This is a genomic window from Prolixibacter sp. NT017 (assembly GCF_009617875.1).
Classification (GTDB): Bacteria; Bacteroidota; Bacteroidia; order Bacteroidales; family Prolixibacteraceae; genus Prolixibacter.
In genome coordinates, this window is the sequence record NZ_BLAV01000001.1 from 4,070,405 (window position 1) to 4,093,685 (window position 23,281).

16 protein-coding genes and 3 tRNA genes are annotated in these 23,281 nt (G+C 45.7%); 12 read left to right on the plus strand and 7 right to left on the minus strand.

What is annotated here, in order from left to right; genetic code table 11:
* The first annotated feature begins 9 nt into the window (after nucleotides 1-9).
* The 3 genes from GJU87_RS16995 (at nucleotide 10) to GJU87_RS17005 (ending at nucleotide 4,940) form a co-directional block, all read left to right on the plus strand.
* Complete coding sequence (locus tag GJU87_RS16995) at nucleotides 10-1,719, plus strand: glycoside hydrolase family 28 protein (protein ID WP_153640579.1); 1,710 nt, start codon at nucleotides 10-12, stop codon at nucleotides 1,717-1,719.
* A 27-nt stretch (nucleotides 1,720-1,746) separates the two neighbouring features.
* The gene (locus GJU87_RS17000; RefSeq protein ID WP_153640580.1) at nucleotides 1,747-3,195 is read left to right on the plus strand and encodes a GDSL-type esterase/lipase family protein; all 1,449 of its coding nucleotides are present in this window, start codon (nucleotides 1,747-1,749) and stop codon (nucleotides 3,193-3,195) included.
* Nucleotides 3,196-3,269: 74 nt separating this feature from the next.
* Nucleotides 3,270-4,940: a glycoside hydrolase family 28 protein gene (locus tag GJU87_RS17005; RefSeq protein ID WP_153640581.1), complete on the plus strand. Its 1,671-nt coding sequence runs from the start codon at nucleotides 3,270-3,272 to the stop codon at nucleotides 4,938-4,940.
* Between the two features lie 155 nt (nucleotides 4,941-5,095).
* On the opposite strand, the gene hflX is transcribed toward GJU87_RS17005, so the two are convergent.
* Both hflX and GJU87_RS17015 read right to left on the minus strand, forming a co-directional pair.
* Nucleotides 5,096-6,313, minus strand: coding sequence for a GTPase HflX (gene hflX, locus GJU87_RS17010; RefSeq protein WP_153640582.1), 1,218 nt, complete (start codon nucleotides 6,311-6,313; stop codon nucleotides 5,096-5,098).
* Between the two features lie 77 nt (nucleotides 6,314-6,390).
* On the minus strand, nucleotides 6,391-7,077 hold the full coding sequence (locus GJU87_RS17015) for an energy transducer TonB (protein WP_106540688.1): 687 nt from the start codon (nucleotides 7,075-7,077) through the stop codon (nucleotides 6,391-6,393).
* 235 nt (nucleotides 7,078-7,312) lie between these two features.
* On the opposite strand from GJU87_RS17015, the gene GJU87_RS17020 reads away from it, so the two are divergent.
* A tRNA-Ala gene (locus tag GJU87_RS17020) sits at nucleotides 7,313-7,389 on the plus strand.
* A 55-nt stretch (nucleotides 7,390-7,444) separates the two neighbouring features.
* Here GJU87_RS17020 and GJU87_RS17025 read toward each other — a convergent pair.
* Complete coding sequence (locus GJU87_RS17025) at nucleotides 7,445-8,149, minus strand: hypothetical protein (RefSeq protein WP_153640583.1); 705 nt, start codon at nucleotides 8,147-8,149, stop codon at nucleotides 7,445-7,447.
* A 147-nt stretch (nucleotides 8,150-8,296) separates the two neighbouring features.
* Here GJU87_RS17025 and GJU87_RS17030 point away from each other — a divergent pair, with 147 nt between their 5' ends.
* The 4 genes from GJU87_RS17030 (at nucleotide 8,297) to GJU87_RS17045 (ending at nucleotide 12,322) form a co-directional block, all read left to right on the plus strand.
* The gene (locus tag GJU87_RS17030) at nucleotides 8,297-9,406 is read left to right on the plus strand and encodes a lysylphosphatidylglycerol synthase transmembrane domain-containing protein (RefSeq protein ID WP_153640584.1); all 1,110 of its coding nucleotides are present in this window, start codon (nucleotides 8,297-8,299) and stop codon (nucleotides 9,404-9,406) included.
* Complete coding sequence (locus GJU87_RS17035; RefSeq protein ID WP_153640585.1) at nucleotides 9,381-10,145, plus strand: M48 family metallopeptidase; 765 nt, start codon at nucleotides 9,381-9,383, stop codon at nucleotides 10,143-10,145. Before GJU87_RS17030 ends, GJU87_RS17035 begins: the two co-directional genes overlap by 26 nt.
* Before the next feature lie 58 nt (nucleotides 10,146-10,203).
* Nucleotides 10,204-11,550, plus strand: a complete 1,347-nt coding sequence (locus GJU87_RS17040) for a deoxyguanosinetriphosphate triphosphohydrolase (RefSeq protein ID WP_153640586.1) — start codon at nucleotides 10,204-10,206, stop codon at nucleotides 11,548-11,550.
* A gap of 142 nt (nucleotides 11,551-11,692) precedes the next feature.
* On the plus strand, nucleotides 11,693-12,322 hold the full coding sequence (locus GJU87_RS17045) for a hypothetical protein (RefSeq protein WP_153640587.1): 630 nt from the start codon (nucleotides 11,693-11,695) through the stop codon (nucleotides 12,320-12,322).
* Between the two features lie 85 nt (nucleotides 12,323-12,407).
* Here the strand turns inward: GJU87_RS17045 and GJU87_RS17050 are convergent, their stop codons facing one another.
* A complete protein-coding gene (locus GJU87_RS17050) occupies nucleotides 12,408-13,070 on the minus strand; it encodes a hypothetical protein (RefSeq protein WP_153640588.1) in 663 nt (220 codons plus the stop codon).
* A gap of 182 nt (nucleotides 13,071-13,252) precedes the next feature.
* Here GJU87_RS17050 and GJU87_RS17055 point away from each other — a divergent pair, with 182 nt between their 5' ends.
* Both GJU87_RS17055 and GJU87_RS17060 read left to right on the plus strand, forming a co-directional pair.
* Nucleotides 13,253-14,446 (plus strand): carboxypeptidase-like regulatory domain-containing protein, encoded by a 1,194-nt coding sequence (locus tag GJU87_RS17055; protein ID WP_194831569.1) that lies wholly within the window; start codon nucleotides 13,253-13,255, stop codon nucleotides 14,444-14,446.
* A gap of 291 nt (nucleotides 14,447-14,737) precedes the next feature.
* Nucleotides 14,738-15,496 carry a hypothetical protein gene (locus tag GJU87_RS17060; RefSeq protein WP_153640590.1) on the plus strand — a complete coding sequence of 253 codons (759 nt, stop codon included), beginning with the start codon at nucleotides 14,738-14,740 and terminating at the stop codon, nucleotides 15,494-15,496.
* Between the two features lie 121 nt (nucleotides 15,497-15,617).
* Here the strand turns inward: GJU87_RS17060 and GJU87_RS17065 are convergent.
* Both GJU87_RS17065 and GJU87_RS17070 read right to left on the minus strand, forming a co-directional pair.
* A tRNA-Gln gene (locus GJU87_RS17065) sits at nucleotides 15,618-15,690 on the minus strand.
* Nucleotides 15,691-15,699: 9 nt separating this feature from the next.
* Nucleotides 15,700-15,772, minus strand: a tRNA-Gln gene (locus GJU87_RS17070).
* Between the two features lie 123 nt (nucleotides 15,773-15,895).
* Between GJU87_RS17070 and GJU87_RS17075 the strand changes: the two genes are divergently transcribed.
* Nucleotides 15,896-18,964 carry a DUF2723 domain-containing protein gene (locus GJU87_RS17075; protein WP_153640591.1) on the plus strand — a complete coding sequence of 1,023 codons (3,069 nt, stop codon included), beginning with the start codon at nucleotides 15,896-15,898 and terminating at the stop codon, nucleotides 18,962-18,964.
* A 73-nt stretch (nucleotides 18,965-19,037) separates the two neighbouring features.
* Here GJU87_RS17075 and GJU87_RS17080 read toward each other — a convergent pair whose 3' ends face one another.
* Nucleotides 19,038-19,925, minus strand: a complete 888-nt coding sequence (locus GJU87_RS17080) for a hypothetical protein (protein ID WP_153640592.1) — start codon at nucleotides 19,923-19,925, stop codon at nucleotides 19,038-19,040.
* Nucleotides 19,926-20,196: 271 nt separating this feature from the next.
* On the opposite strand from GJU87_RS17080, the gene GJU87_RS17085 reads away from it, so the two are divergent.
* Nucleotides 20,197-23,262: a DUF2723 domain-containing protein gene (locus GJU87_RS17085; protein ID WP_153640593.1), complete on the plus strand. Its 3,066-nt coding sequence runs from the start codon at nucleotides 20,197-20,199 to the stop codon at nucleotides 23,260-23,262.
* Nucleotides 23,263-23,281 lie beyond the last annotated feature (19 nt).

Consider the following 23,281-nt stretch of genomic DNA (forward strand, 5'->3'; position numbering starts at 1 on the left):
ATAAAAACGATGAAGAAGCGAATGATTGCTGGTTTTATGAGAGCGAGTTTACTACTGGTTTTGGCAGGACTTTTTGCCTGTAGCGAAAAACCAGCACCTAAGGTGGAGTCAGACAACATTTATGATGGGCTGGAATTCCAGATGCCGCATATTACGGTTCCTACATTTCCCGATTACAAGGTTTCGATAACCGATTTTGGAGCCGTTGGCGATGGTCAGAAATTGAATACGAAGGCTTTCGCCGATGCAATTAAGGATGTAGCCAAAAACGGAGGAGGTACGGTGGTTATCCCGGAAGGAATCTGGCTGACAGGCCCCATTCGGTTGAAAAGCAATATCAACATTCACGCCGAGGCTGGTGCATTGGTGATCTTCAGCGATAACAAAGACTTGTACCCGCTCATCAAAACCAGTTTCGAAGGCCTCAATACCGTCAGATGCCTCTCCCCCATTTATGGGAAAAACCTGGAAAACATCGCTTTCACCGGCGAAGGCGTTTTCGATGGCTCGGGCGATGCGTGGCGCCAGGTGAAAAAAAGCAAGCTTACCAGCTCGCAATGGAAAAAACTGGTCGCTTCGGGTGGTATCGTCAGCAAAGACGGAGAAACCTGGTATCCATCCAAAAGCTTTGAAAAAGGCGCTGAGTTGAGCGATATGAACGTTCCTCGGAACTTCACTACCATGGCACAATTCGAATCCATCCGGGACTTCCTGCGTCCGGTAATGGTGAGCCTGGTCAGCTGCAAAAACGTATTGCTCGACGGTCCGGTGTTCCAGAATTCACCTGCGTGGTGTCTCCACCCGCTGATGTGTGAAAATCTGACCGTTCGAAATGTGGATGTACGCAATCCCTGGTATTCACAAAACGGAGACGGTATCGATATCGAGTCCTGCAAAAACAGCGCAGTATACAACTGTACTTTCGATGTCGGTGACGATGCCATCTGCATCAAGTCGGGTAAAGGCGCCGACGGACGGAAACGCAACATGCCCACCGAGAACCTGATCGTGAAGAACTGTACCGTTTTTCACGGCCACGGTGGCGTAACCGTTGGTAGCGAAATGTCGGGTGGAGTAAAGAATATGCATGTTTCCGACTGTACCTTCATTGGTACCGATGCCGGACTGCGCTTCAAAAGTAATCGCGGACGTGGCGGCGTAGTGGAAAAAATCTACATCTCCAACATCAACATGATTGATATCCCTAGCAACGCCATCTCTTTCAACCTCTACTACAACGGAATGTCGGTTTCTGAAATCATGAAGAACAAAAAGGACGCCTCCAAAATCGATGAGGTGATTCCGAAAGTGACGGTTGAAACACCGCAGTTCAAGGATATCAGCATTAAAAATATCAACTGCCGTGGCGCACAACAGGCAATTTATCTGCAAGGTCTTCCGGAAATGAACCTGGAGAATGTAACGATGGAAAACCTGACCATGGAAGCCAAAAATGGTTTATTCTGCATGGATGCCGATAACGTGAAGATCAAAAATCTGAAATTGAAAACAACCCGCTTCCCGGCTGCGTCGTTCTATAACTCGAAAAATATTACCGTCTCCAGCCTGCAGTTGTCTTCGTCTGATAAACCGCTGATTACTGTCGACGGCAAAAGAACAGGAAAGACAGATATTCAGCTGGTTCACGGAACCAAGGCAAGTAATTTGTATGTTCTTGGTAAAAAAGTGGATGCAGCCAAGGTGAAAATTGCCGAGTAAACATCAGCACAGAAAAATCCGAATGTTATGAACATTAAAATCATAGCGATATTAATCTCCCTGATTTGGATGGGTAATTCTGCCCGAAAGGACACCATTCAGCTTTGGACCATCGGCGATTCAACTATGGCCAACAAGAAAGCGGAAGTATTTCCGGAAACCGGATGGGGACAAGTTTTGCACCAGTTTTTCGACGACGGAGTGAAAATCCATAACCATGCAAGGAACGGAAGAAGCACCAAGAGTTTCATCGACGAAGGCCGATGGAAGGTCGTCCTCGACAGTCTGAAACCGGGTGACTACGTCTTCATCCAGTTTGGACACAACGATGAAAAAATAAAGGACAGTACCCGTTATACCGTGCCATTTGGCAGCTATTCCGATAATCTGAAAAGATTCGTTACCGAAAGCCGAGAAAAAGGAGCGACACCTATTTTACTGACGCCCATCGTTCGCCGAAAATTCGATGCGAAAGGAAAGTTACTCGATACGCACAAAGACTACCCTGTTGCTGTGCGAAAAGGGGCCAAACAGCTGGATGTTCCATTAATCGACATGGAGAAGCTGACGCGGAAGATGATTCAATCGATGGGCCCGGAAAAAGCCAAAGAACTGTATGTGTGTACACCTCCGACGAAACGTTACCCCGAGGGGCGACACGACGATACACACCTGAAGGTGAAAGGTGCGCAGGCGGTGGCTTCGCTGGCAGCACAAGCATTGAAAAAACTTCCGCTAGGATTGTCTAAGCACGTGGTTGCACAGCGTCCGGTAGTCGGACTCGACAACTGGTTCAACCGCGAGCACAACAAAGCCGGCAAGCTTTACCACTACACATGGAACGACACGCTGAATAGTGGATATTCACAACTGGGCGATATCTTCAAAGCCAAAGGGGCTGAACTGAGAACGATTGGTCAGGCCCCTACCGCGGCTGAACTTGGCTATCTGGATGTGTATATCATCGTCGATCCGGATACTACATCCGAAAATCCGCAGCCCAATTATATCTCGAAAGAAGACATTCAATCGATTACCAATTGGGTGAAAAACGGAGGAGTATTGCTTCTTCTGGCCAACGATGGTCCTAACTGTGAGTTCACACACATGGACCAGTTGGCTGGCGCATTTGGCATTCATTTCATTCCTGAAACACTCAATCCGGTTATTAACCACAAATGGGAAATGGGCGCCGAGACCAACCTGCCGGACCATCCTTTATTTAAGGGGGTAAAGAAGATTTATATGAAAGAAGTCGCCGGTATTCGTGTGAGTCAATCTGCCCATCCGGTTTTAACCGATGGAAAGGATATTTTAATGGCCAAAACAACCTTTGGAAAAGGAAAGGTATTAGCTGTTGGCGATCCCTGGTTGTACAACGAATACATCGGGAACAGCCGATTGCCCAAATCGTTCGAAAACAGGAAGGCAGCCCATAACCTGGTGAATTACCTGTTGGATGAAGTAAATCAATAAATTAAAGCGGAGAGTTGCATGTTTCAAGCTTTGCTAAACAAGACGAAGAGTATTAACCTAAAAATATCAAAACGATGAGAAAAATGCATAACAATATCATCACCAAGTTTTTGACTTTGGTAATCATTGTACTGTTTTCCCATGTCAATAGTCAGGCCCAGGAGCGATCACTGGATTATTACATGAAGAAGACTCCTTTTATCATGCCCGAGGTAACAGTTCCTAAGTTTCCCAACAAGATTTTCGATGTCACGGAATTTGGAGCTGTTGGCGATGGACAAACCCTCAACACACAAGCTTTTGCCGCTGCCATTAATGCCTGTAATGCAGCCGGTGGCGGAAAAGTCGTTGTTCCTCCGGGACTTTGGATTACCGGTCCCATTCAGATGAAAAGCAACGTGAACCTGCACGTGGAACGCGGAGCTCTGGTACAATTTACTTCGGACCATACGCAATACCCCATGGTGAAAGCGTCAGCCAGCAGCAGCCGGTATGTCACCGCTTCGCCTATTTATGGCTACAAGCTGAATAATATCGCCATCACTGGTAAAGGAATCATCGACGGAGCCGGCGAAACCTGGCGTCCGGTGAAAAGAGCCAAGATGACAGATGACCAGTGGAAAGATCTGGTTAAGTCGGGCGGAGTGGTCAGCGAAGATGGAAAACTATGGTGGCCAAGCAAGGAAGCCATTGATGGGAAAAAGTACCTGAAAGAAATGAAAAAGAAAGTCGACAATCCCGGCCCAATGGATTACCTGCCGGCACGCGATTACATGCGTCCGTACATGGTTTACCTGGTGGGTTGCGAGAATCTACTTATCGAGGACATTACCCTGAGGAACTCTCCTAAATTTGTGCTTTACCCGAACAATTGCGAAAACGTTACCATCCGCCACGCCAATGTCTTCAACGACTGGTGGTCGCAAAACGGTGACGGAATCGATATCAGCGCCAGCAAGAATGTGGTGATTTACCAATGTAACGTCAACGTGGGCGACGATGGTATTTGCATGAAATCCAGTGGCGACGGCCCCGAATCGGGAACCTACAATGTCGAAAATGTGCTAATTGCCGGCTGTAATGTTTACCATGCTCACGGAGGTTTTGTAGTAGGAAGCAATACCAACGGTAACGTACGCAACGTGTTTGTCAACGACTGCAACTTTGTTGGAACCGATATCGGTATCCGGATGAAAAGCACCGCAGGTAAAGGTGGTATCGTGGAAAATATCTACATCAAAGATGTTTACATGACCGGGATTAAAGGTCCCGCCATCTCATTCAATACCTTTTACCAGAATGTTCCGGCCGGAACCAAGCGTGACGACAGTAATGATCTCGCTGAGCATGATATCCCTATTTTCCGGAATTATTACATCTCGAATGTTTATTGCCTTGACGCAAAACAGTCCATTTACGTTTCAGCGTTGCCTCATTCACCACTTCAGGATATTCACCTCGAGAATGTTTGGATCAAGGCAAAATATGGTGCTGATATGACCAATGTGGACCGGATTACACTAAAAAATGTAAAAACTGATATTCAGAAAGGCCCGGTTTACAAAATCACCGATGGAAGAGATGTCACCATCGACAACGGATATATGCCCAAAGCAGCGAAGGTTTTCATCGAAGCTTCAGGCGACACAAAAGATATTTCTGTCGTGAATACATCGATTCCCAACCTGAAAGAACTGGTGAAAACGACGGACGGAGCTTCTTCAAAAGCAGTTCAGTTCAAATAGTTTAGTTAGCGAGTCGGCTATGACCGGAGGGACCATGTATTTTACAGGGTTTCTGACGGCATTAAGCTTAGTTTTAGTTAATGAAAATGAGGATAACTCACCCATTCTGTTCCGGTGAGATTATCCTCTTTTTTATGCTTTTGTTGAATTGACTACTATTCGTCCTCTTCCGGGTAGTAATCGTAAAGAAAATCGTTGTACGGAAAGCGGGTAACGTGAATTTTCCTCACCTCTTCGTAGAGTAATTTCTTAAACTCTTCCACATTTTCCCGCTCCTTGGCGGAAATAAAAATAGAGCCTCCCTGGTGTTTCGCCATCCACGAATGCTGCCAGTCTTCTAATGTCAGGTTTTCGCGGGTAACCGGGCTCAAATCATCTTCTTCTTTCTCGACGTAAGAAAAGGCATCAATTTTATTGAAAACATAAAATTTGGTCTTATCGGCAGCGCCAATCTCCGCCAGTGTCTCGTCCACCACTTCGATTTGCTCTTCAAAACCGGGATGCGAAATGTCGACTACATGCAAAAGAATATCCGCCTCACGGGTCTCGTCTAACGTCGATTTAAACGATTCGACCAGATTGTGCGGTAACTTCCGGATAAAGCCAACCGTGTCGGCCAGCAGGAACGGCAGATTGCCAACTACCACTTTCCGCACAGTTGTGTCGAGGGTGGCAAACAGTTTGTTCTCGGCAAACACATCCGATTTGCTAAGCATATTCATGATGGTCGATTTTCCTACGTTGGTATACCCAACCAGCGCGACACGAACCATTTTCCCACGGTTCTTCCGCTGTGTGGCTTTCTGCTTGTCGATACGCTCCAGCTGTGCTTTCAGCCGGGCAATCTTGTCCAGAATGATACGACGGTCGGTCTCAATCTGCGTTTCACCTGGACCACGTAACCCAATACCACCGCGCTGACGTTCAAGGTGAGTCCACATCCGGGTCAACCGGGGTAGCATATATTGATATTGCGCCAGTTCCACCTGCGTTTTGGCGTGTGCTGTCTGCGCTCTGCGGGCAAAAATGTCCAGAATCAGGTTCGTGCGATCGAGAATCTTCCGGTTGATCGCCCGCTCAATATTTCTCAGCTGGGTTGGCGACAATTCATCATCAAAAATGACGACATCGATATCGTGAACTTTCACAAAGTCGATAATCTCCTGCAATTTTCCAGGTCCTACAAACGTTGCCGGATTGGGTACCTCCAGACGTTGAAAAAATTGTCCCAGAACTTCCGCGCCGGCTGTATCGGCCAGAAAATCCAATTCATCAAGATATTCTTTCGCCTGCCTTTCGTCCTGCTTCGAGTGTATCAGCCCGACGAGCACTGCTTTTTCTTTCTCTTGTGCTGTAATATAGGGTTCTGCCATGGTGCAAAAGTAAATAATTCAGACAAAAAAAATCCCGGCGCAACGGCCGGGATCTTTTTATTTCGTTTGCAAAGTTTTTACTGCAATACAAAGTTAATCGGTACAGTAAATGATACGCGAACCGGCTTACCACGCTGTTTACCCGGCTTCCATTTCGGAAGTGAGTTAATCACGCGTAACGCTTCTTTGTCAAGTGACGGGTCAACACCACGTGCAATTTTTGCATCGGTTACTGAACCATCCGTGTTAACAACAAAGTTCACATACACTTTACCCTGAATACCGTTTTCCTGTGCGATAACCGGATATTTGATAGCGTTGGCAATGTACTTACGCAGTGCCAAATCGCCGCCCGGGAACTCCGGCATATCTTCCACGATGAAGAATACCTGCTGTTCGTCGGTTTTTTCTTCTTCCTGCTGCTGAATCGGAGCTACGTTTACCACCGTGTTATCGTCGGCTTCCGTATCTTCAATCTGCAACTCGTCGTCAATATCCGTGTTGTTATCCACGATATTAAGTACCTCTACAACCTGTGGTGGTGGAGGTGGTGGCGGCGGTTTAACTTCTTCCGGCCGCGTAATCGGGATCATTTCGTCTTCTACATCTTGAGCCTGTACCTGTCCCAGATTGTCAGCCTCCTTAATTTGGCTGTTCCAATTGAAAGCCAGGAGTACCAAACCCAGAGAAATTACCAGCCCAAGTTGAACGAAGATACCCCTCTTGTTTTCAAGATCCGCTTTGGGTGATTTCTTCGGTTCCATAGTTTTAAGTTATTTCCGAGTTAAATTTTTCTTCTTTTTTCGAGGGTTTAAAGATAAAAAATAATCTACAATTCAAAGTTTTTTAATCTCAATTTTGAAATGTTTCAAACACCTCCTTTTTCTCTTTAAACTCGACTTTCTACCTATTTTTTCGAAAGAAACACAAAAAAGTTCCAATTTTGCACGTTAATATTTGTTTCTTTTAAAAAAATTGTATTTTTGCTCCGCATCATTTGGGGGCGTAGCTCAGTTGGCTAGAGCGTTTGACTGGCAGTCAAGAGGTCGCGGGTTCGAGCCCCGCCGTCTCCACCAAACATAAAAAGCTTGGTTCAGTGAGCCAGGCTTTTTGTTTCCCCCAACTCACTACCTATTTGATCTTCGATAAATATAGTTTCTGAAGATCCTCCAGGTAGTTTAAGTCCAGTTTCTTCGAATAAATCCGAACCATCTCACGCAGTTTGAATTTGTAGTAAAACGCTCCTTTGGCCGAGTCAAACTTGCTGCCAAACCAATTGTAGATCACCTGCTGGTTATATTCATTAAACTCTTCAGATGTCATATACTTTGGTAAAAGGATATAGGCATGGTAGTCTTCCGAGCAGTCCATGAAAATTCCTTTAGCCACTTTCTGAATACAGAAGGTTTTTTTCAGGGTAATGATGCCCTCCTCCTGTTTCCACTTTCCGGTGATTGTTTTGGGTTTAATTCCCAGTTCGGCGAACGCTTCCTGAATCGGTTTAATATCGTCGTAGCTGTCGAGGTGACGTAAACGCAGCGTGTGAAACGTTTTGTTGTAAATTTTTACGGATGCGCAGGCAGCTTCAAAATTCCAGCCTTTCGTCTTTTTAATATGTTGAAATGCTCTTGACACTTCAAAGACTTCGTAATCTTTCTCCAAGCCAATGTATAGATACACAGGTTTGACTTCGTTAGGAACTTCATTGTAGTAGCCGGGAAAAGGTTGGAATGACTCAAAAACCAGCGTTCCTGGAATCGTTTTGTCGGAGATCGTAAATAAAGTTTCGCTCTTCGACAACGTTCCGAAAACTTCAATTTTCTTATTTTTGCCCATAATTTAGAAGGTTTTTGCAGGTTATAAAATTATAATCCTGTATTCCTAAACAATAATTTAGAGCTTTTGTTAGTAAAAACCTACTGCAGACCTATATTTTATTTAACATTTAAACCTTTCCAAAACTAAAACCTCGCCTGACATTTCATGAGAAAAGACCAGCATAAAATATTAAAAGAGGTTCATCCATCGAGAGTTATCATTCCACTCATCATTAGTGTGGCGGTGGGAATTTATATCGTGGCGGTGGAAGAAACTCCTCCATCCTTATCTGATCTGCATTTCAACCGTCAGATGTTAGGTTGGCTGCTGGCAGTTCTGGCCATGGTGCTCATGCGGGACATTGGATACATCATCAGGCTACGCATTCTCTCTGACAAACAACTATCTATTATTCAATCCATACGAATCACTTTCCTTTGGGAATTTGCATCAGCTGTTACTCCATCAGCCATTGGTGGAACCTCAGTCGCCCTGCTATTTTTATATAAAGAAGGACTTTCCATTGGGAAAGGCTCGGCCATTGTGTTGGCAACATTCTTCCTCGATGAGCTTTATTTTATTCTGATGTTCCCGCTGGTTATCTGGCTGGGTGGATGGCAGCAGCTTTTTGAAACAACTCCCGGCGATCCATCTTCGATTTTTCACAACCAGTTTTTCTGGTTTGCCATCGCCGGTTACGGTGTTAAGCTGACGATTATTTCATTAGTCAGCTACGGTTTGTTTATCAACCCCAGAGCCATTAAAAAACTGATTGCTGTCGTGTTTCGTTTGCCTTTCCTGAAACGCTGGCAACAAGATGCGATGGATTCGGGTGATGAAATTGCCATGGCCTCAAAAGAGCTGACAGCCAAGCCATTTTCATTTTGGGTAAAAAGCTTCACGGCTACTTTCTTCTCCTGGACATCACGTTATTGGGTGGCCAACTTCCTCTTTCTGGCTCTGTTCTTCGGATTAAAAGGACAGCTCAACCAGGATATCGTTTCCATCGGAGAGCAAATTCACATCTTTGCCCGCCAGCTTATTATGTGGATTATGATGATGGTAATGCCAACTCCCGGCGGAACCGGTTTCTCCGAAGTGGTTTTCCTGCAATACATGGATGTATTTATTCCACAGGGGTTCGCGAGTCTCATGACCATTATCTGGCGGTTTGTGAGCTACTATCCGTATCTTTTCATCGGAGCGGTGATTTTACCGGGATGGATTCGACGCAGTTTCAAACGCCGGCATGCTCCGAAAAAAGCTGAAGCGTAAGACGAATATGAGAGAGAAATGGATTTCGGTTGAAGGAATCGGACAGGTAAAACTGGTGAAGAACAAACGGTCGAAGCAGATGCGCATTACCGTGAAACCTTCCGGCGAAGTGCAGGTGAGTATGCCCTGGTACACAACATACGAATCAGGCATCTCCTTTTTACTGAACCGAAAAGAGTGGATTCTCGATACGCTGACACATTATCAGGACAATCCTCCACGACAAAATTCGTTTCAACCGGGTGTTTTATTCCAAACCCGAAACCGGACCTACGAGCTGGCTGTGTCGAAACGAACCGACGACCGATTGATTATTTCCTTTCCGGGAAACCGTTGTATTCTCGAACTTCCGGAAAACCGATCGCCTGAGAAGCCGGCGCTGCAGCAAACCATTGTCAGAGTTCTGACCGAGCAGTTACGCAAGGAAGCCAAACAATACCTGCCCATGCGAACCAAAGAGTTGGCTGAGCAACTGAACTTCCGTTACAAACAGGTTTTCATCAAAAACAATAAAAGCAACTGGGGCAGCTGCTCGAGTTTAGGCAACATCAATCTGAACCTCCACCTGATGCGCCTGCCCGATCCGTTCATCGATTTAGTAATTGTGCATGAGTTAGTGCATACTGTCATTCCCAATCACGGACCGGAATTCAAAGCAGCGATGCAGCGCTTCTTCCCCGATGCAAAAGCCATGGAAAAGGAGCTGAAAAAGTATCATCCCCGTTTTTTTAACAATTGATTGGGGGTTTACGAAAAAACAGAGAACTTTATCGTCTTAATTTTAAACAGTCAGCCAAATGATGCAGTGGAACCAGTTACTTTCGGCGAAACGCCTGGGACTAGAAGAAAGACATACCAACGAAATTCACGATGCCCGTTCACAATTTCAGCGCGATTACGACCGCATTATCTTCTCCTCTCCTTTTCGCCGTCTTCAGGATAAAACACAGGTCTTTCCCCTACCGGGAAGCATCTTTGTGCACAACCGGCTGACGCACTCGCTGGAAGTAGCCAGCGTAGGCCGCTCGCTGGGAAACATGGTGGCCACCGAATTGGAAAAACGGCCGGACATCGACCATAAGGAGCTGCTCCCGGAGATTGGTTCCATCGTATCGTCGGCCTGCCTGGCACACGACTTGGGTAATCCGCCTTTCGGGCATTCGGGCGAATCGGCCATTGCCAACTATTTCACCGACGGACAGGGCATCAACTACCGTGAAGAGATGACATCGGAAGAGTGGAACGACCTGACACTTTTCGAAGGAAATGCCAACGCTTTTCGTATTCTGAGTCACCAGTTTAAAGGCCGCCGTGCCGGAGGTTTCGCCCTCACATACACCACGCTGGCATCCATTATCAAATATCCCTACCCTTCGCATATGGCCAGGGGAAAACAGAAGTTCGGTTTTTTCCAGAGCGAGAAGGAGACCTTCCAAAAAATCATTGGCGAATTAGGATTACCCGAAAGTCAGGATACGCCGGGAAAATATGCACGCCATCCGTTGGTGTACCTCGTTGAAGCAGCCGATGATATTTGCTACCAGGTAATGGATGTGGAAGATGCGCACAAGTTGAAAATTCTGACGTATGAAGAGACGGAAGATTTGTTGATGGCGTTCTTTTCTTCCGAAGAAGATAAAAAGACGCGGGAATCCATTCAGCGAAACTTCAAAACGGTAACCGACCGCAACGAACGTATAGCGTATCTCCGGGCAACCGTCATCGGACGATTGGTTCGGGAATGTGCCACCATTTTCATGGAAAACCACGATACGATTTTAGCCGGAAATTTTGAAGGTTCGCTTTTCAAACGTCTGACCGGCACTTCCGCGAAAGCGATGGACCACATTAAAAAAGTATCGGTGAGCCGGATTTACAGTGAGCGTTCGGTCGTACAGATTGAGATTGCCGGTTACAAAATCCTCGGAACATTGATGGACGAATTCACCCAGGCGATTATGCACGAAAAGAATCCACTGTCGAAGAAATTACTCTCCATCATTCCCGAACAATACCGCAACGATGAGCACTCGACCTATGGGAAAATCCAATCGGTAGTCGACTTCGTTTCCGGCATGACCGACCCGTTTGCTCTTGACCTGTACCGGAAAATTACCGGCATCAGCCTGCCGCAAATCGGGTAGTTCCCAATCTATTAAGATGTATTAGTTTCGTTTCGCTCAAATCTTATTCTTTAAGAATCGTTTCTGTAAGGTTTCTGTATACTTTTTGTATATTTATATAGAGCAACTAACTTTCTTACTGACACTAATCTAATGAATAGATATGGCGAAATTTAAAGGAATGCCCGGGATGAAACTGTCGGGGAATATTGGCGGACTTGTTTTTGTACAAGTCGGCGACCAAACCTATGTTCGAAGAGCTCCCACCCGCAAGAAAGACAGCTGGAGCCAAAAGCAACAACAGCACCGGACACGTTTTAAATCTTTCACCGGGTTTTACCGGTCTTTGCGCGAAACCGTTGTTAAACCCATCTGGAATTTGTCCGCTACGAAAAATCTGACCGGGTATAACCTGTTCATGAAAGCAAACCTGCCGGCTTTTAATTCGGATGGAGGACATATCGATCCGGCTTTGTTGCATTTTTCTACCGGTCCGTTGCCACTTCCCCGGTATCTTTCCGCATGGCGCGATGTGGAAAGTCCTGCTACTGTAGAGATAAGCTGGCATACCGAAATTATTACCCGGATTGAGCAACCCGACGATGAACTTCTGATTGCCGTTAGAAACAATTTCCAGTCATTTGGCCCCATCGAAACAGGTTGCTTACGAAAGGACGGAAACTGCCTTTTCGATGTGTCTGAATGGGAATCAACATCCCCCCTGAATCTTTATCTGTTCTTCGCTTCAGCTGACCGGACCCGCTATTCGCCCGACCATTATTTCGGTCTGTAGCCGGACGAACACTTCGCCGCTACCAATCAGGCAATAAAAAAGCCCCTCGCAAAAGGGGCTCTGTTTTTCCGGGTAACCGGGAATATTATTTTGCCAGTTCGCTTTTCAACAACTTCACGTTGTTGTGCAACTTATGTAATTCGGCATCTTTCTTATCCATCTCATTTTGCATTGAGGCAATTTTCTCCTGCGCCTTCTTCAGCTCAGCTTTTGCTTCATTTAACTGATTCTGCACCACTTCCATCTGATTTGCCTTCGCCGTAGTAGCGTCTTTCTGGTTGCTCAAATCAAACCGTAAATCGCTCAATTCTTTGTTCAACTCTTTAATCCGCGCCTCTCCCGACTTAATTTCATCGTTCAACTCATCAATCTGCTTATCGCGTTGAGCGACGGCTGCTTTCAACTGCCGCTTCTCCGTTTCAAACGCATAGATTTTATCCGACATATCGGCATTGGTTTTCGCCACATTCGACGATAATTTGTCAATGGCGACATTCAGCGAATCGATGTAGGTATCTTTCACGGCATTGCTCATTCGCAGCTTATTCTGCATGATATTGAACTCGGCGCGAATATCGCTGGTCAGATGATTGAGCGAATCGACGGTGGCCGTTAAGGCAATTACGCGGTTGGCAGCCCTGATTTTGCCCTGTTCCATTTCGAGGTATTTCTTTTTCGACACACACGAATGTCCCAGCAGCATTACCACTGCCAGACCGGTGAAAAGACTAAGTTGGCGGTATTTCATGTCTCAGCATTAATGTTTATGACCTAACAAATATAGGAAATTAAAGATGCTTTCCTTTTCAAAATTAAACCGTAAGCATACCGAAATGTTTATCTTTACGAGGTACGATGCCTCCGGCTGAGAAGCATAATATGACAAAAAGAAAGACGATTGCACCAACAGAATATTTAAATACCGACAGAATGAGACACAAAATAGCCGCCCTTGTTATTGCCTTTTTCCTTCCGGGAATATTGTTTGCACAGAATAAAACCGAGACCATTAAAGGTATTGTGATTGACAATGCCACCGGCAAACCGGTTCAGTATGCCAATATTGGAATTGAAGGAACGTTCCTTGGTTCGGCCAGTAATGCCTCCGGACAGTTCGAGTTCAATGTTCCGGCATCGGAGAAAAGCGGTTACCTGTACGCTTCGGCAGTAGGCTACGAAACGGTAAAGAAAGCTGTCAGCTCCATCAATTCAGGCGAATCCATTGTCCTGAAAATGGAACCTCAATCATACAAAATCGAGGATGTCGACATCAGCGCACAGTCGCTGGTTCTCTATCGCATTCTGCGCGAAGCTTCCCAGAAAATCAGCGACAACTACCTGCTGGGGCCTTTGAGTTCGCAGGCATACTACCGGAACGACATCACCGAAAACGGAAAGTTAATTCATCACCGCGAAGCGGCAGTGGAAATCTCCGACAAAACCGGCTATGTAAAAGAAACGCCGGCCCAGGAACAAAAAGACATCAACTACCGGTTCATGGAAGTCCGGACGAACTTCCCGGTTTCTTCACTGGCCGACGGAATGACTCAAATGGATGAATTGCTGAGCTACGACATTGTCCGGAACAGCTCGGGAATTCTGAACAACAAATTTCTTCATGACTACGATTTGACGCTCGACCAGGTAACTCAACTTGACGGCGACTCCATCTGGGTAATCAATTACACGCTGAATCATCCGGACATTAGTCACACCGGCGACTTTTATGTCACCGCCTACAAAGGAAAAATTTACATCAGCAAGAAGAATTATGCGGTGGTGAAAAACGAAACCTGGGTAACAGCTTCCAATTACAGCCGCCAGGGACGCTCGTTCGCCGTCACCGGAAAGTCTAATTTAAAACCAGTCGAGATTCATTATAATTTCACCACCTCCTACCGGAAAAAAGGAAACAAGTATACGCTGGGATTTACAAAGGCCACCCGCCAGAATGTTTGGCAGAACAACCAAACCGGCAACAAGCAAACCATTGTATATCAAACTTATTTGTTGCCATCGGTAATCGAAACAGTTCACCCGAATATGCTGACCCAGCGGGAATATTTCGTCAACAAGCCCTACAACAAGGCTTTTTGGGACTCTTTTAACTCAATGGTTCAATAAAAATCAATTGTACATAAGTTCTCCATCTCGCTGAGCTGGAGGATACTTTAAGCAAATTTTATTCGTTTCAATACTGAGAAATCGAAATTATGCGTTTACTTTGCGGCTGATTTTTAGAATTAAAACTAATCATAACGTAAACAAACAGTTAGCCTTAATGGCATCTGTAAATTTTAGTTTCGTATCTGTTTAAGAATAAAAGGCTTGACTCAATGGGGCCGAATATCTTCGGGAGTTTTGTAAACCTTTGGTAAAACAGATTCGTCTAAAAGAAATAGGTGTGCTAATCAAATGAAAAAAATACTTGCATATATATCGCTGCTTCCCGGCGTCATTCTGCTGTTGACGATTGGAAGTTGTACCATGAATGATAATGACCTGCTGACTCCGGCACCTAACAACTCACTCATTGTATCGGAAGAAATATATCCCAACATGGATGCCCTGCTTCCTAACGAAGTAATTGCTTACGAATACGACAACCAGGGGTTCATCAGTAAGAAATTGTATTACGATGCAAAAACCGGCATACTGGACAGGGAAACTATTTTTCAGACAGATGGTGAGGGACGGAAACTGAAAGCCCTCAACTATCAGCACGACACCATCAATACGTCCGAGGTTCAGCTGATTTCAACCCGTGAATACGAATATGCCGATAACAAACTGCAGGCTGAATACGTAGTACTTCCCGGAGGACAACGGTCATTAGATGCAAAATACATTTACGGACGCGACCGGTTGGAAAGAAAAGAATTTTACCGGGCAGGTGAAGTGTTGTATTACGATGCTTACGACTACAAGAAAGACGGCAAGCTGGATAATGTCACCCGGTATACTCCGTCGGAATATATCATGTCGTGGATTGAATACGAATACGGCAGTAATAATCTCAAGTCGGTAATGAAATATTTCGACCACACCGGTGCTGTTTACAAGCAGGAGTTCTTTCACTATAACTCCGACGGTGAGTTGCGACTGGTAGAACACCAAAATGGTTTGTTGTCGGGAAAACCACAATCAACAGTGACACGTTATTCTTACATGTAAGCGAACGTTTCGCTCCTGATACGGGCGTCAACTTCACAAGAAAAGTCTGAGAAAAGGAACTAAAACGGAAAATCCGGACACAAAAAAAGGGCTTGCCTCAAAGCATCCCTCCTGTTTCCTGTTGTCCTGCCAGGGCTCGAACCTGGACTCTTCTGATCCAGAATCAGACGTGTTGCCAATTACACCACAGGACAATAAAATTGTTGACCCGCCAGGGCTCGAACCTGGACTCTTCTGAACCAAAATCAGACGTGTTGCCAATTACACCACGGGTCAATCATTCAGTGTCCTATCTCTTAGGACGGGTGCAAAATTATAAAGATTTTTCTTTCTGCAAATCTTTTCATTTAAATTTTTGCTCCCGAAAAGCTTATATTTGCTGCAAAGCAAATAGATAACATGTCCGATTTCCATAAAAAAAACGTTGTACTGGGCTGGATTGTATTTGGTTTGTCCGCCACAGTTTACCTTCTCACATTAGAGCCCACCGTTAGTTTTTGGGACTGCGGCGAATTCTTAGCCGCCTCGTACAAACTCCAAATCGGCCATCCGCCGGGAGCACCGCTTTACCTGATGGTGGCACGAATTTTTTCGTTGCTAACCTCCGACCCGGCCAAAGTAGCACACATTGTCAACAGTTTTTCCGGACTCATCAGCGGAGCTACCATTATGTTTCTCTTCTGGACCATCACTCACCTGGCCCGCATGTTGATGCCCAACCCCAAAGAGTTGAAAAACCATGAGCAAATTTTGGTACTGGGTTCAGGTCTCGTTGGTGCACTGGCTTACGCATTCACTGATACGTTCTGGTTCTCTGCCGTCGAAGCTGAGGTATATGCCTTCTCGTCATTCTTTACGGCGGTTGTTTTCTGGGCTATTCTTAAATGGGAAGAACAAGCGGATCAACCACGGGCCAACCGTTGGATTGTTTTAATCGCTTACCTGATGGGGCTTTCGATTGGTGTCCATTTGCTGAACCTGTTAGCAATTCCGGCAATGGTCTTCATCTTCTACTTCAAAAAATATCAAACTTCCCGGAAGGGATTCATCATCACACTGCTCGTGGCAATGGCTATCCTGGGAACCATTATGTGGGGAATTATTCCGGGCGTACCCAAAATTGCCGGCTGGTTTGAACTTGTCGCCGTGAATGGTATGAATCTTCCGTACAACTCCGGTTTATTGATTTTTGTGGCGATTATTATTGCCGCCCTGTTTTACGGTATTTATTATACCTACCGGGAAAAGAAATACCTGGGCAACACCATCCTGCTGAGCGTCCTGATGCTCATCATCGGTTACTCGTCGTACTCCCTCATCATCATCCGCTCGGGTGCCAATCCGCCCATGGACGAAAATAATCCCGACAATGTGTTCTCACTGGAAAGTTACCTGAACCGTACACAATACGGCGAACGCCCGTTGGTTTATGGCCGCTACTACGATGCACCGGTTGTAGGTCAAAAAAAGGGAAACACGGTTGTTGTTCAGGACAACGGAAAATACAAAAAGGAAATCCCCTTCCCCGCTTACGAATATGATAGTCGGTTTAAGACTTTGTTCCCACGGATGTACAGCAATATGCCCCAGCATGTGCAGGCATACAAAAGTTGGGGCGGAACCAACGGAACTTCTCTGCCTGTAGATGATGGTAGCGGGCAGACACAGATGCGTAAAAAGCCTTCGTTTGGTGACAACCTGCGGTTCTTTTTCAGTTACCAGACCGGGTTTATGTATTTCCGGTATTTCATGTGGAATTTCGCAGGGCGACAAAACGATATTCAAGGTTACGGAGGAGTTGTCCACGGAAACTGGATTAGTGGTATTAACTTCCTCGATGATATGCGCCTAGGGCCGCAGGAAGACCTGCCTTCGGATTTAAAAAATAACAAGGCCCGAAACCGGTATTACTTCCTGCCGCTTATACTTGGGTTACTCGGTTTTGTCTTCCAGTATTCACGCGGCAAGCGTGGCCGGCAGGATTGGTGGGTTGTTTTTCTGCTGTTCATCTTTACCGGGCTAGCGATTGTGGTCTACCTTAACCAGACACCTTTCCAGCCGCGTGAGCGGGACTACGCCTATGTGGGCTCGTTCTATGCGTTTGCGATTTGGATTGGAATGGGCGTGCTGGGCTTGTATGAGTTGCTGGCCAAACGTATCCGGATGAAAAAAGCATTGCCGTGGTTGGTGACTGCTGTAGCGATGGTCGTACCGGTGATTCTGATTGCACAGAATTACAATGACCACGATCGGTCGGACCGGTACATGGCCCGCGATTATGCCCGCGACTACCTGGAATCGTGCGCTCCTAACGCTATCCTGTTTACATACGGCGATAACGATACATTCCCGCTGTGGTATGTGCAGGAAGTAGAGGGCATCCGTACAGACGTGCGCATTTGCAACCTCAGTTTACTGGGAATGGACTGGTACATCACGCAAATGAAATCGAGGAACTATAAGTCCGCGCCACTGCCTGTAAAACTGAAGGAGGATACTTATCGCATGGGCAAACGGGATTACATTCCGGTCATCCCGAAATTCAGAAAACCCATTCCGCTGAAAGACGCTGTTGATATTGTTGCCAGCGATGATCCCCGTTCTAAAGTTGAAATGCAGAGTGGCGATAAAATCGATTTCCTTCCGGCGACAACACTTTATATGCCCATTAATAAACAACAGGTGTTGAAAAACGGAACCGTAGCTCCGGAAGATGCTTCCGATATTGCGGATACGGTTACCTTTCATATCGGGGCCAACAGCTTATCGAAAAGTGATTTTGCCATACTCGACATGATTGCCAACAACAACTGGAACCGGCCCGTTTATTTCGATCTTAGCGCAATACAGTCGTTGCACCTGGGCTTTAAGGACTATTTACAGCTGGAAGGTTTGGCCTACCGGTTGGTACCTATTAAAACGCCGTCAAACGGAATGTCGCTTGGGCGTGTCAACAGCCGCATTTTGTATCACAACGTGATGGACAAATTTACCTGGGGCAACATCAGTGATACAACAATCTGGGTGGATGACAACAACGTGAAAGAAGTGAGAATCATCGATGCCAAACCCACCTTCACGCGGTTAGCGCAAGCATTGCTGGACGAAGGGAGACGGGATTCGGCACTTCATGTTCTGGACCGTTGTGTGGCTACATTCCCCAACCGGAATATCCCGTATGACTACGAAGATTTTGATATTGCCGCAACGTATTACGAAGCCAATGCTCCGGAAAAAGCGAATGCCATCATCCGGAAACTGGCCGACCTGACCATCGAGCGGCTGGACTATTACGTCAAGTTGCCCACTTACCTTTCCGACGGACTCGACCGGGAAAGACAGCGGCAAATGGCGATCCTCTCTAACTGTGTGCATATTGCCAAGCAATACAAACAGGACGATTTGAGCAAAGAACTCGATGACCGGTTGAGCAAACTGATCAACCGTTACAGTCTTTCCGCAAAATGAAAAAACCTTTTCCCGGTAGGCAGTATGAGCTGTTTCCCGGGAAAAGGTTCTTTCTTAATTCTTTCAGTAAAACTTACTCCGATTTTTGCCGCCAGTAGTCCGATTTTGACTTGCTGTCTAACCGTGCGTAAATATTGGCCAGGTAAGCCGCGTATCGTTTCGAGGGATGAGCCACATAGAGCTTCTTAAATAAATCGCGGGCCGTACGATAATCTGCCGAAATTCCCTTCAGCGCCTTCAGTAATTTGCTGTACTGACTACGGGTGTGATTCTTTTCGTAAGCAGCCATCTGATTTTTATACCGCTTTTCTACCGAACTGTATAACAACCGGGCTTTCCGGAAAAGAGCATCTTCATTCGTAGGATCCAATTTCAGCAACATCTCCTGTGCCTTATTCAATTCCGGTTCTCGGTTCAACGACTGACAAACCTCGAAGTACATTTCCACGTAGTCCTTGTTGTTTTTCACGTCGCTTTCGATATAAGGCCATTCTTTAATAGCCTGCTCGTAGTTTTCACTTTCTACAAGCGCTTCGAAATAACGTTCCCGTGCCTTCAATGCCTCTGTACCTTTCACATCAAATGAAAAATAATAGCCCAGTGCATCGAGCTCTTTCGACAGGTTATCGATTTTATGGTAATGGTGTGCCAGGTACAACCACATTTCCGGAGAACTCTGCCCTTTCAATCTCGCTTTATCATACCATTGAAAAGCCAGTTCATCATTACCGGCCTTAGCAGCAGATTTGGCTGCTTTCAAATAATTATCCGCTGTGAAAACAGATCCAACTTTTCCATAGTTGGCAATAATTTGCTGCCAGGCAGCGGTTGCTTTGGCATATTCACCCTTGTTGTAATACGATTCGGCGTTATTGGTTAACGCAGTGAAGTTTTTTGAAACGGAACAAGACGCCATCAAAAGGGCAACAAGTCCGATAAGAATATATCCCTTCAATCTCACATCTACAGTTTTAGAAATTAAAAGCATCAAAGGTAAGTCATTTTGTTTCACCAACCCAAACAAGCATTCCAAAAACGATTTTCTTAAAAATTGTAAATATTTGATACATATCCGGCTGCAACTTTTATTTTTGTTAAATTAGATTAATCAAAAAAAAAGCATTGTACCAGATAAATTAAGCATTACGTTTCGAGTTGTCCTGTGAAGGAAGGTTTTATATCTTCGCACTTCCAGTGAAGAACAAGACAGTTAGCGAATCAACGTGACAAACATGAAAAAATACAATCTTTACAACAACATTACCGGTTGGCTGGTATTCATCGTGGCCGCCACGACTTACCTGTTGACGATGGAGCCCACTGCAAGTTATTGGGACTGTCCTGAATTTATAACAACGGCCTACCGGATGGAAATCGGACACCCACCGGGTGCGCCATTTTTTATGCTCATCCAGCGTTTCTTTTCGCTTTTTGCCAGCTCTCCTTCCCATGTAGCCATCATGATGAATTCATGGTCGGCTATCGCCAGTGGATTGACGATTCTATTCCTCTTTTGGACTATTTCGCACCTGGCACGTAAAATTGTACTGAAGAATGGTGAAGAACCGACGACTGCGCAACTGATTGCTATTCTGGGAGCCAGTACCGTCGGTGCTTTAGCTTATACATTTTCCGATACCTTCTGGTTTTCGGCCGTGGAAGCCGAGGTTTATGCAACCTCCTCGTTGTTTACCGCGCTCGTTTTCTGGGCTATATTAAAATGGGAAAACGAAGCTGATTCGCCGGGCTCCAAGCGTTGGTTAATATTTATTGCCTATATGATCGGCTTGTCCATCGGCGTTCACTTGCTGAACCTGCTGGCCATTCCAGCCATTGTATTTGTATACTACTTCCGAAAATACAAAGTCACCAAGCCGGGTCTGGCTATAGCGCTTGTTACTGCCATCGTTCTTTTGGCATTTATCATGTACGGCGTTATTCCGGGAGTTGTGAAAGTGGCTTCGTGGTTTGAATTGCTTTTTGTTAATTCATTCGGAGCACCCTACAACACAGGTGTTGTCATCTATGCCGCCTTGCTAATTACTGCGGTTATCTGGGGATTACGGTATACCATCAAAAAGAAGAAGATTTTGGCCAACACCATTTTGCTGGCCTTTACCGTTATTGTCATCGGGTACTCTTCTTATGCCATTGTGGTGATTCGTTCGTCGGCCAACCCGCCCATGGACCAGAACAACCCGGACAACGTTTTCGGTTTGCTGGCTTACCTGAATCGCGAACAATACGGCGACCGGCCTCTGCTTTACGGTCAGTACTACGATGCACCGCTTGATAGCCAGGATCCATACACACAGGGCAAACCCGATTATGTAGAAGATCACGGTAAATACATCATATCGAATTATAAACAGCATCCGAACTTTGACAGTCGTTTTGAGACTTTCTTCCCCCGGATGTACAGTTCCGATCCGCAGCATATATCCGATTACAAATCGTGGGTACACATAACAGGGACCAAAATCCGAACGACGGACCGAAACGGGAACCCGAAGGTTCTGGTCAAACCGTCATTCGCCGATAACCTCGCCTTCTTCTTCCGATACCAGGTAGGCTGGATGTATTGGCGATATTTTATGTGGAATTTCTCAGGAAGACAAAACGATATTCAGGGGCACGGCGATATTCTTCGTGGTAACTGGATTACCGGAATTAAATTCCTCGATGCAGCACGTCTGGGGAATCAGAATAATATTCCGAAAGTTTATGCCAATAACAAAGGTCGGAATACCTACTTCATGTTGCCGTTGCTTCTCGGGTTACTTGGAATTTTCTTCCAGCTAAATTCCGGGAAGCGAGGAAAGCGCGACTTCTGGGTGGTCTTCCTGCTCTTTTTCATGACAGGTATAGCCATTGTTCTCTACCTGAACCAGACGCCACACCAACCGCGTGAGCGGGATTATGCTTACGCTGGTTCGTTCTATGCGTTTGCCATCTGGATAGGATTAGGAGTACTGGCGCTTATCGACATATTGAAGAAAGTGACGCCGCCGGTATTAGGTTCTATTCTGGCTACAGTTATCAGTCTCTTTGCAGTGCCTGTATTAATGGCCAGTCAGAACTGGGACGACCATGACCGCTCGAACCGATACACAGCGCGGGACTTCGGCGCCGATTACCTGGAGTCATGTGCTCCGAATGCCATTCTCTTCACCAACGGTGATAACGACACCTTCCCGTTGTGGTACGCCCAGGAGGTAGAGGGTATTCGTACCGATGTGCGTGTATGTAACCTGAGTTATCTACAGACCGACTGGTATATTGATCAAATGCGACAGAAGGCTTACAAGTCCGAGCCGCTGCCAATCAACTTTACGCACGACCAATATTTGGAGGGAACAAGAGATCTGATTTATGTAATCAATCAATTGAAACGTCCGGTCAACCTGAAAGAGGCTATCGATTTTGTGCGCTCGGACGACCCACGGACCAAACTGCGGCAAGCGGATAATTCGTCATATATTCCTACAAATGAATTATTCTATCCGGTTGATTCAGCCGAGGTGATGAAAAACCATGTGATTACGCCTGAGCAAGCCAGGCACATGGTGAAACAACTCAATATTAAACTGAAAGGTCATTACATCACGAAAGATGAATTGATGATCCTGGACATGATTGCTAACAACAACTGGAAGCGACCAATGTACTTCGCCATCACGGTAGGAAGTGACAAGTATCTCAACCTGCAGAACCATTTTATGTCAGAAGGATTCGCTTACCGCGTTGTTCCAATGGATTTCAAATCGGCAAACGGACAAATTGGTGGTGTGGACGCTGATACCATGTATAACAACATGATGCACAAGTTCAAGTGGGGCAACATGAACGACCCGAATGTTTACCTCGACGAGAACAATACCCGCATGGCCATGAATGTGCGTAACAACTTTGTCCGCCTGGCTGATGCGCTGATAGCCAAAGGCAGAAAAGATTCAGCCATCACCGTGCTCAACAAATGCGAAGAGATTGTCCCCAACAGCAAAGTTGAATACAACTACTTTAACTTGCTGATGGCTGAAGACTATTTCAAAGCCGGAGCCAACGATAACGCGAAAAACGTACTGAACATCATGCTCAGCAACTACGACGATGAATTGAATTATTTCTTCTCGCTGCAGCCAAAATTCCAGAAAACCATCCAGGATGATATTCAACGACCACTGTTTATTATCCGGGAAATGGCCAAAACGGCTGATAAGTACGGAGAGAAAGATCTGGCCAAAACACTGAGTGATAAATTCACTACTTATGTTCAGATCTATTCATCAACTAACTGATAAATAACGGCTACAGGTA

Coding starts and splice junctions, on each gene's coding strand:
- GJU87_RS16995 (WP_153640579.1), top strand. CDS start 10: ATGAAGAAGCGAATGATTGCTGGTTTTATGAGAGCGAGTTTACTACTG.
- GJU87_RS17000 (WP_153640580.1), top strand. CDS start 1,747: ATGAACATTAAAATCATAGCGATATTAATCTCCCTGATTTGGATGGGT.
- GJU87_RS17005 (WP_153640581.1), top strand. CDS start 3,270: ATGAGAAAAATGCATAACAATATCATCACCAAGTTTTTGACTTTGGTA.
- hflX (WP_153640582.1), bottom strand. CDS start 6,313: ATGGCAGAACCCTATATTACAGCACAAGAGAAAGAAAAAGCAGTGCTC.
- GJU87_RS17015 (WP_106540688.1), bottom strand. CDS start 7,077: ATGGAACCGAAGAAATCACCCAAAGCGGATCTTGAAAACAAGAGGGGT.
- GJU87_RS17025 (WP_153640583.1), bottom strand. CDS start 8,149: ATGGGCAAAAATAAGAAAATTGAAGTTTTCGGAACGTTGTCGAAGAGC.
- GJU87_RS17030 (WP_153640584.1), top strand. CDS start 8,297: ATGAGAAAAGACCAGCATAAAATATTAAAAGAGGTTCATCCATCGAGA.
- GJU87_RS17035 (WP_153640585.1), top strand. CDS start 9,381: ATGCTCCGAAAAAAGCTGAAGCGTAAGACGAATATGAGAGAGAAATGG.
- GJU87_RS17040 (WP_153640586.1), top strand. CDS start 10,204: ATGATGCAGTGGAACCAGTTACTTTCGGCGAAACGCCTGGGACTAGAA.
- GJU87_RS17045 (WP_153640587.1), top strand. CDS start 11,693: ATGGCGAAATTTAAAGGAATGCCCGGGATGAAACTGTCGGGGAATATT.
- GJU87_RS17050 (WP_153640588.1), bottom strand. CDS start 13,070: ATGAAATACCGCCAACTTAGTCTTTTCACCGGTCTGGCAGTGGTAATG.
- GJU87_RS17055 (WP_194831569.1), top strand. CDS start 13,253: ATGAGACACAAAATAGCCGCCCTTGTTATTGCCTTTTTCCTTCCGGGA.
- GJU87_RS17060 (WP_153640590.1), top strand. CDS start 14,738: ATGAAAAAAATACTTGCATATATATCGCTGCTTCCCGGCGTCATTCTG.
- GJU87_RS17075 (WP_153640591.1), top strand. CDS start 15,896: ATGTCCGATTTCCATAAAAAAAACGTTGTACTGGGCTGGATTGTATTT.
- GJU87_RS17085 (WP_153640593.1), top strand. CDS start 20,197: ATGAAAAAATACAATCTTTACAACAACATTACCGGTTGGCTGGTATTC.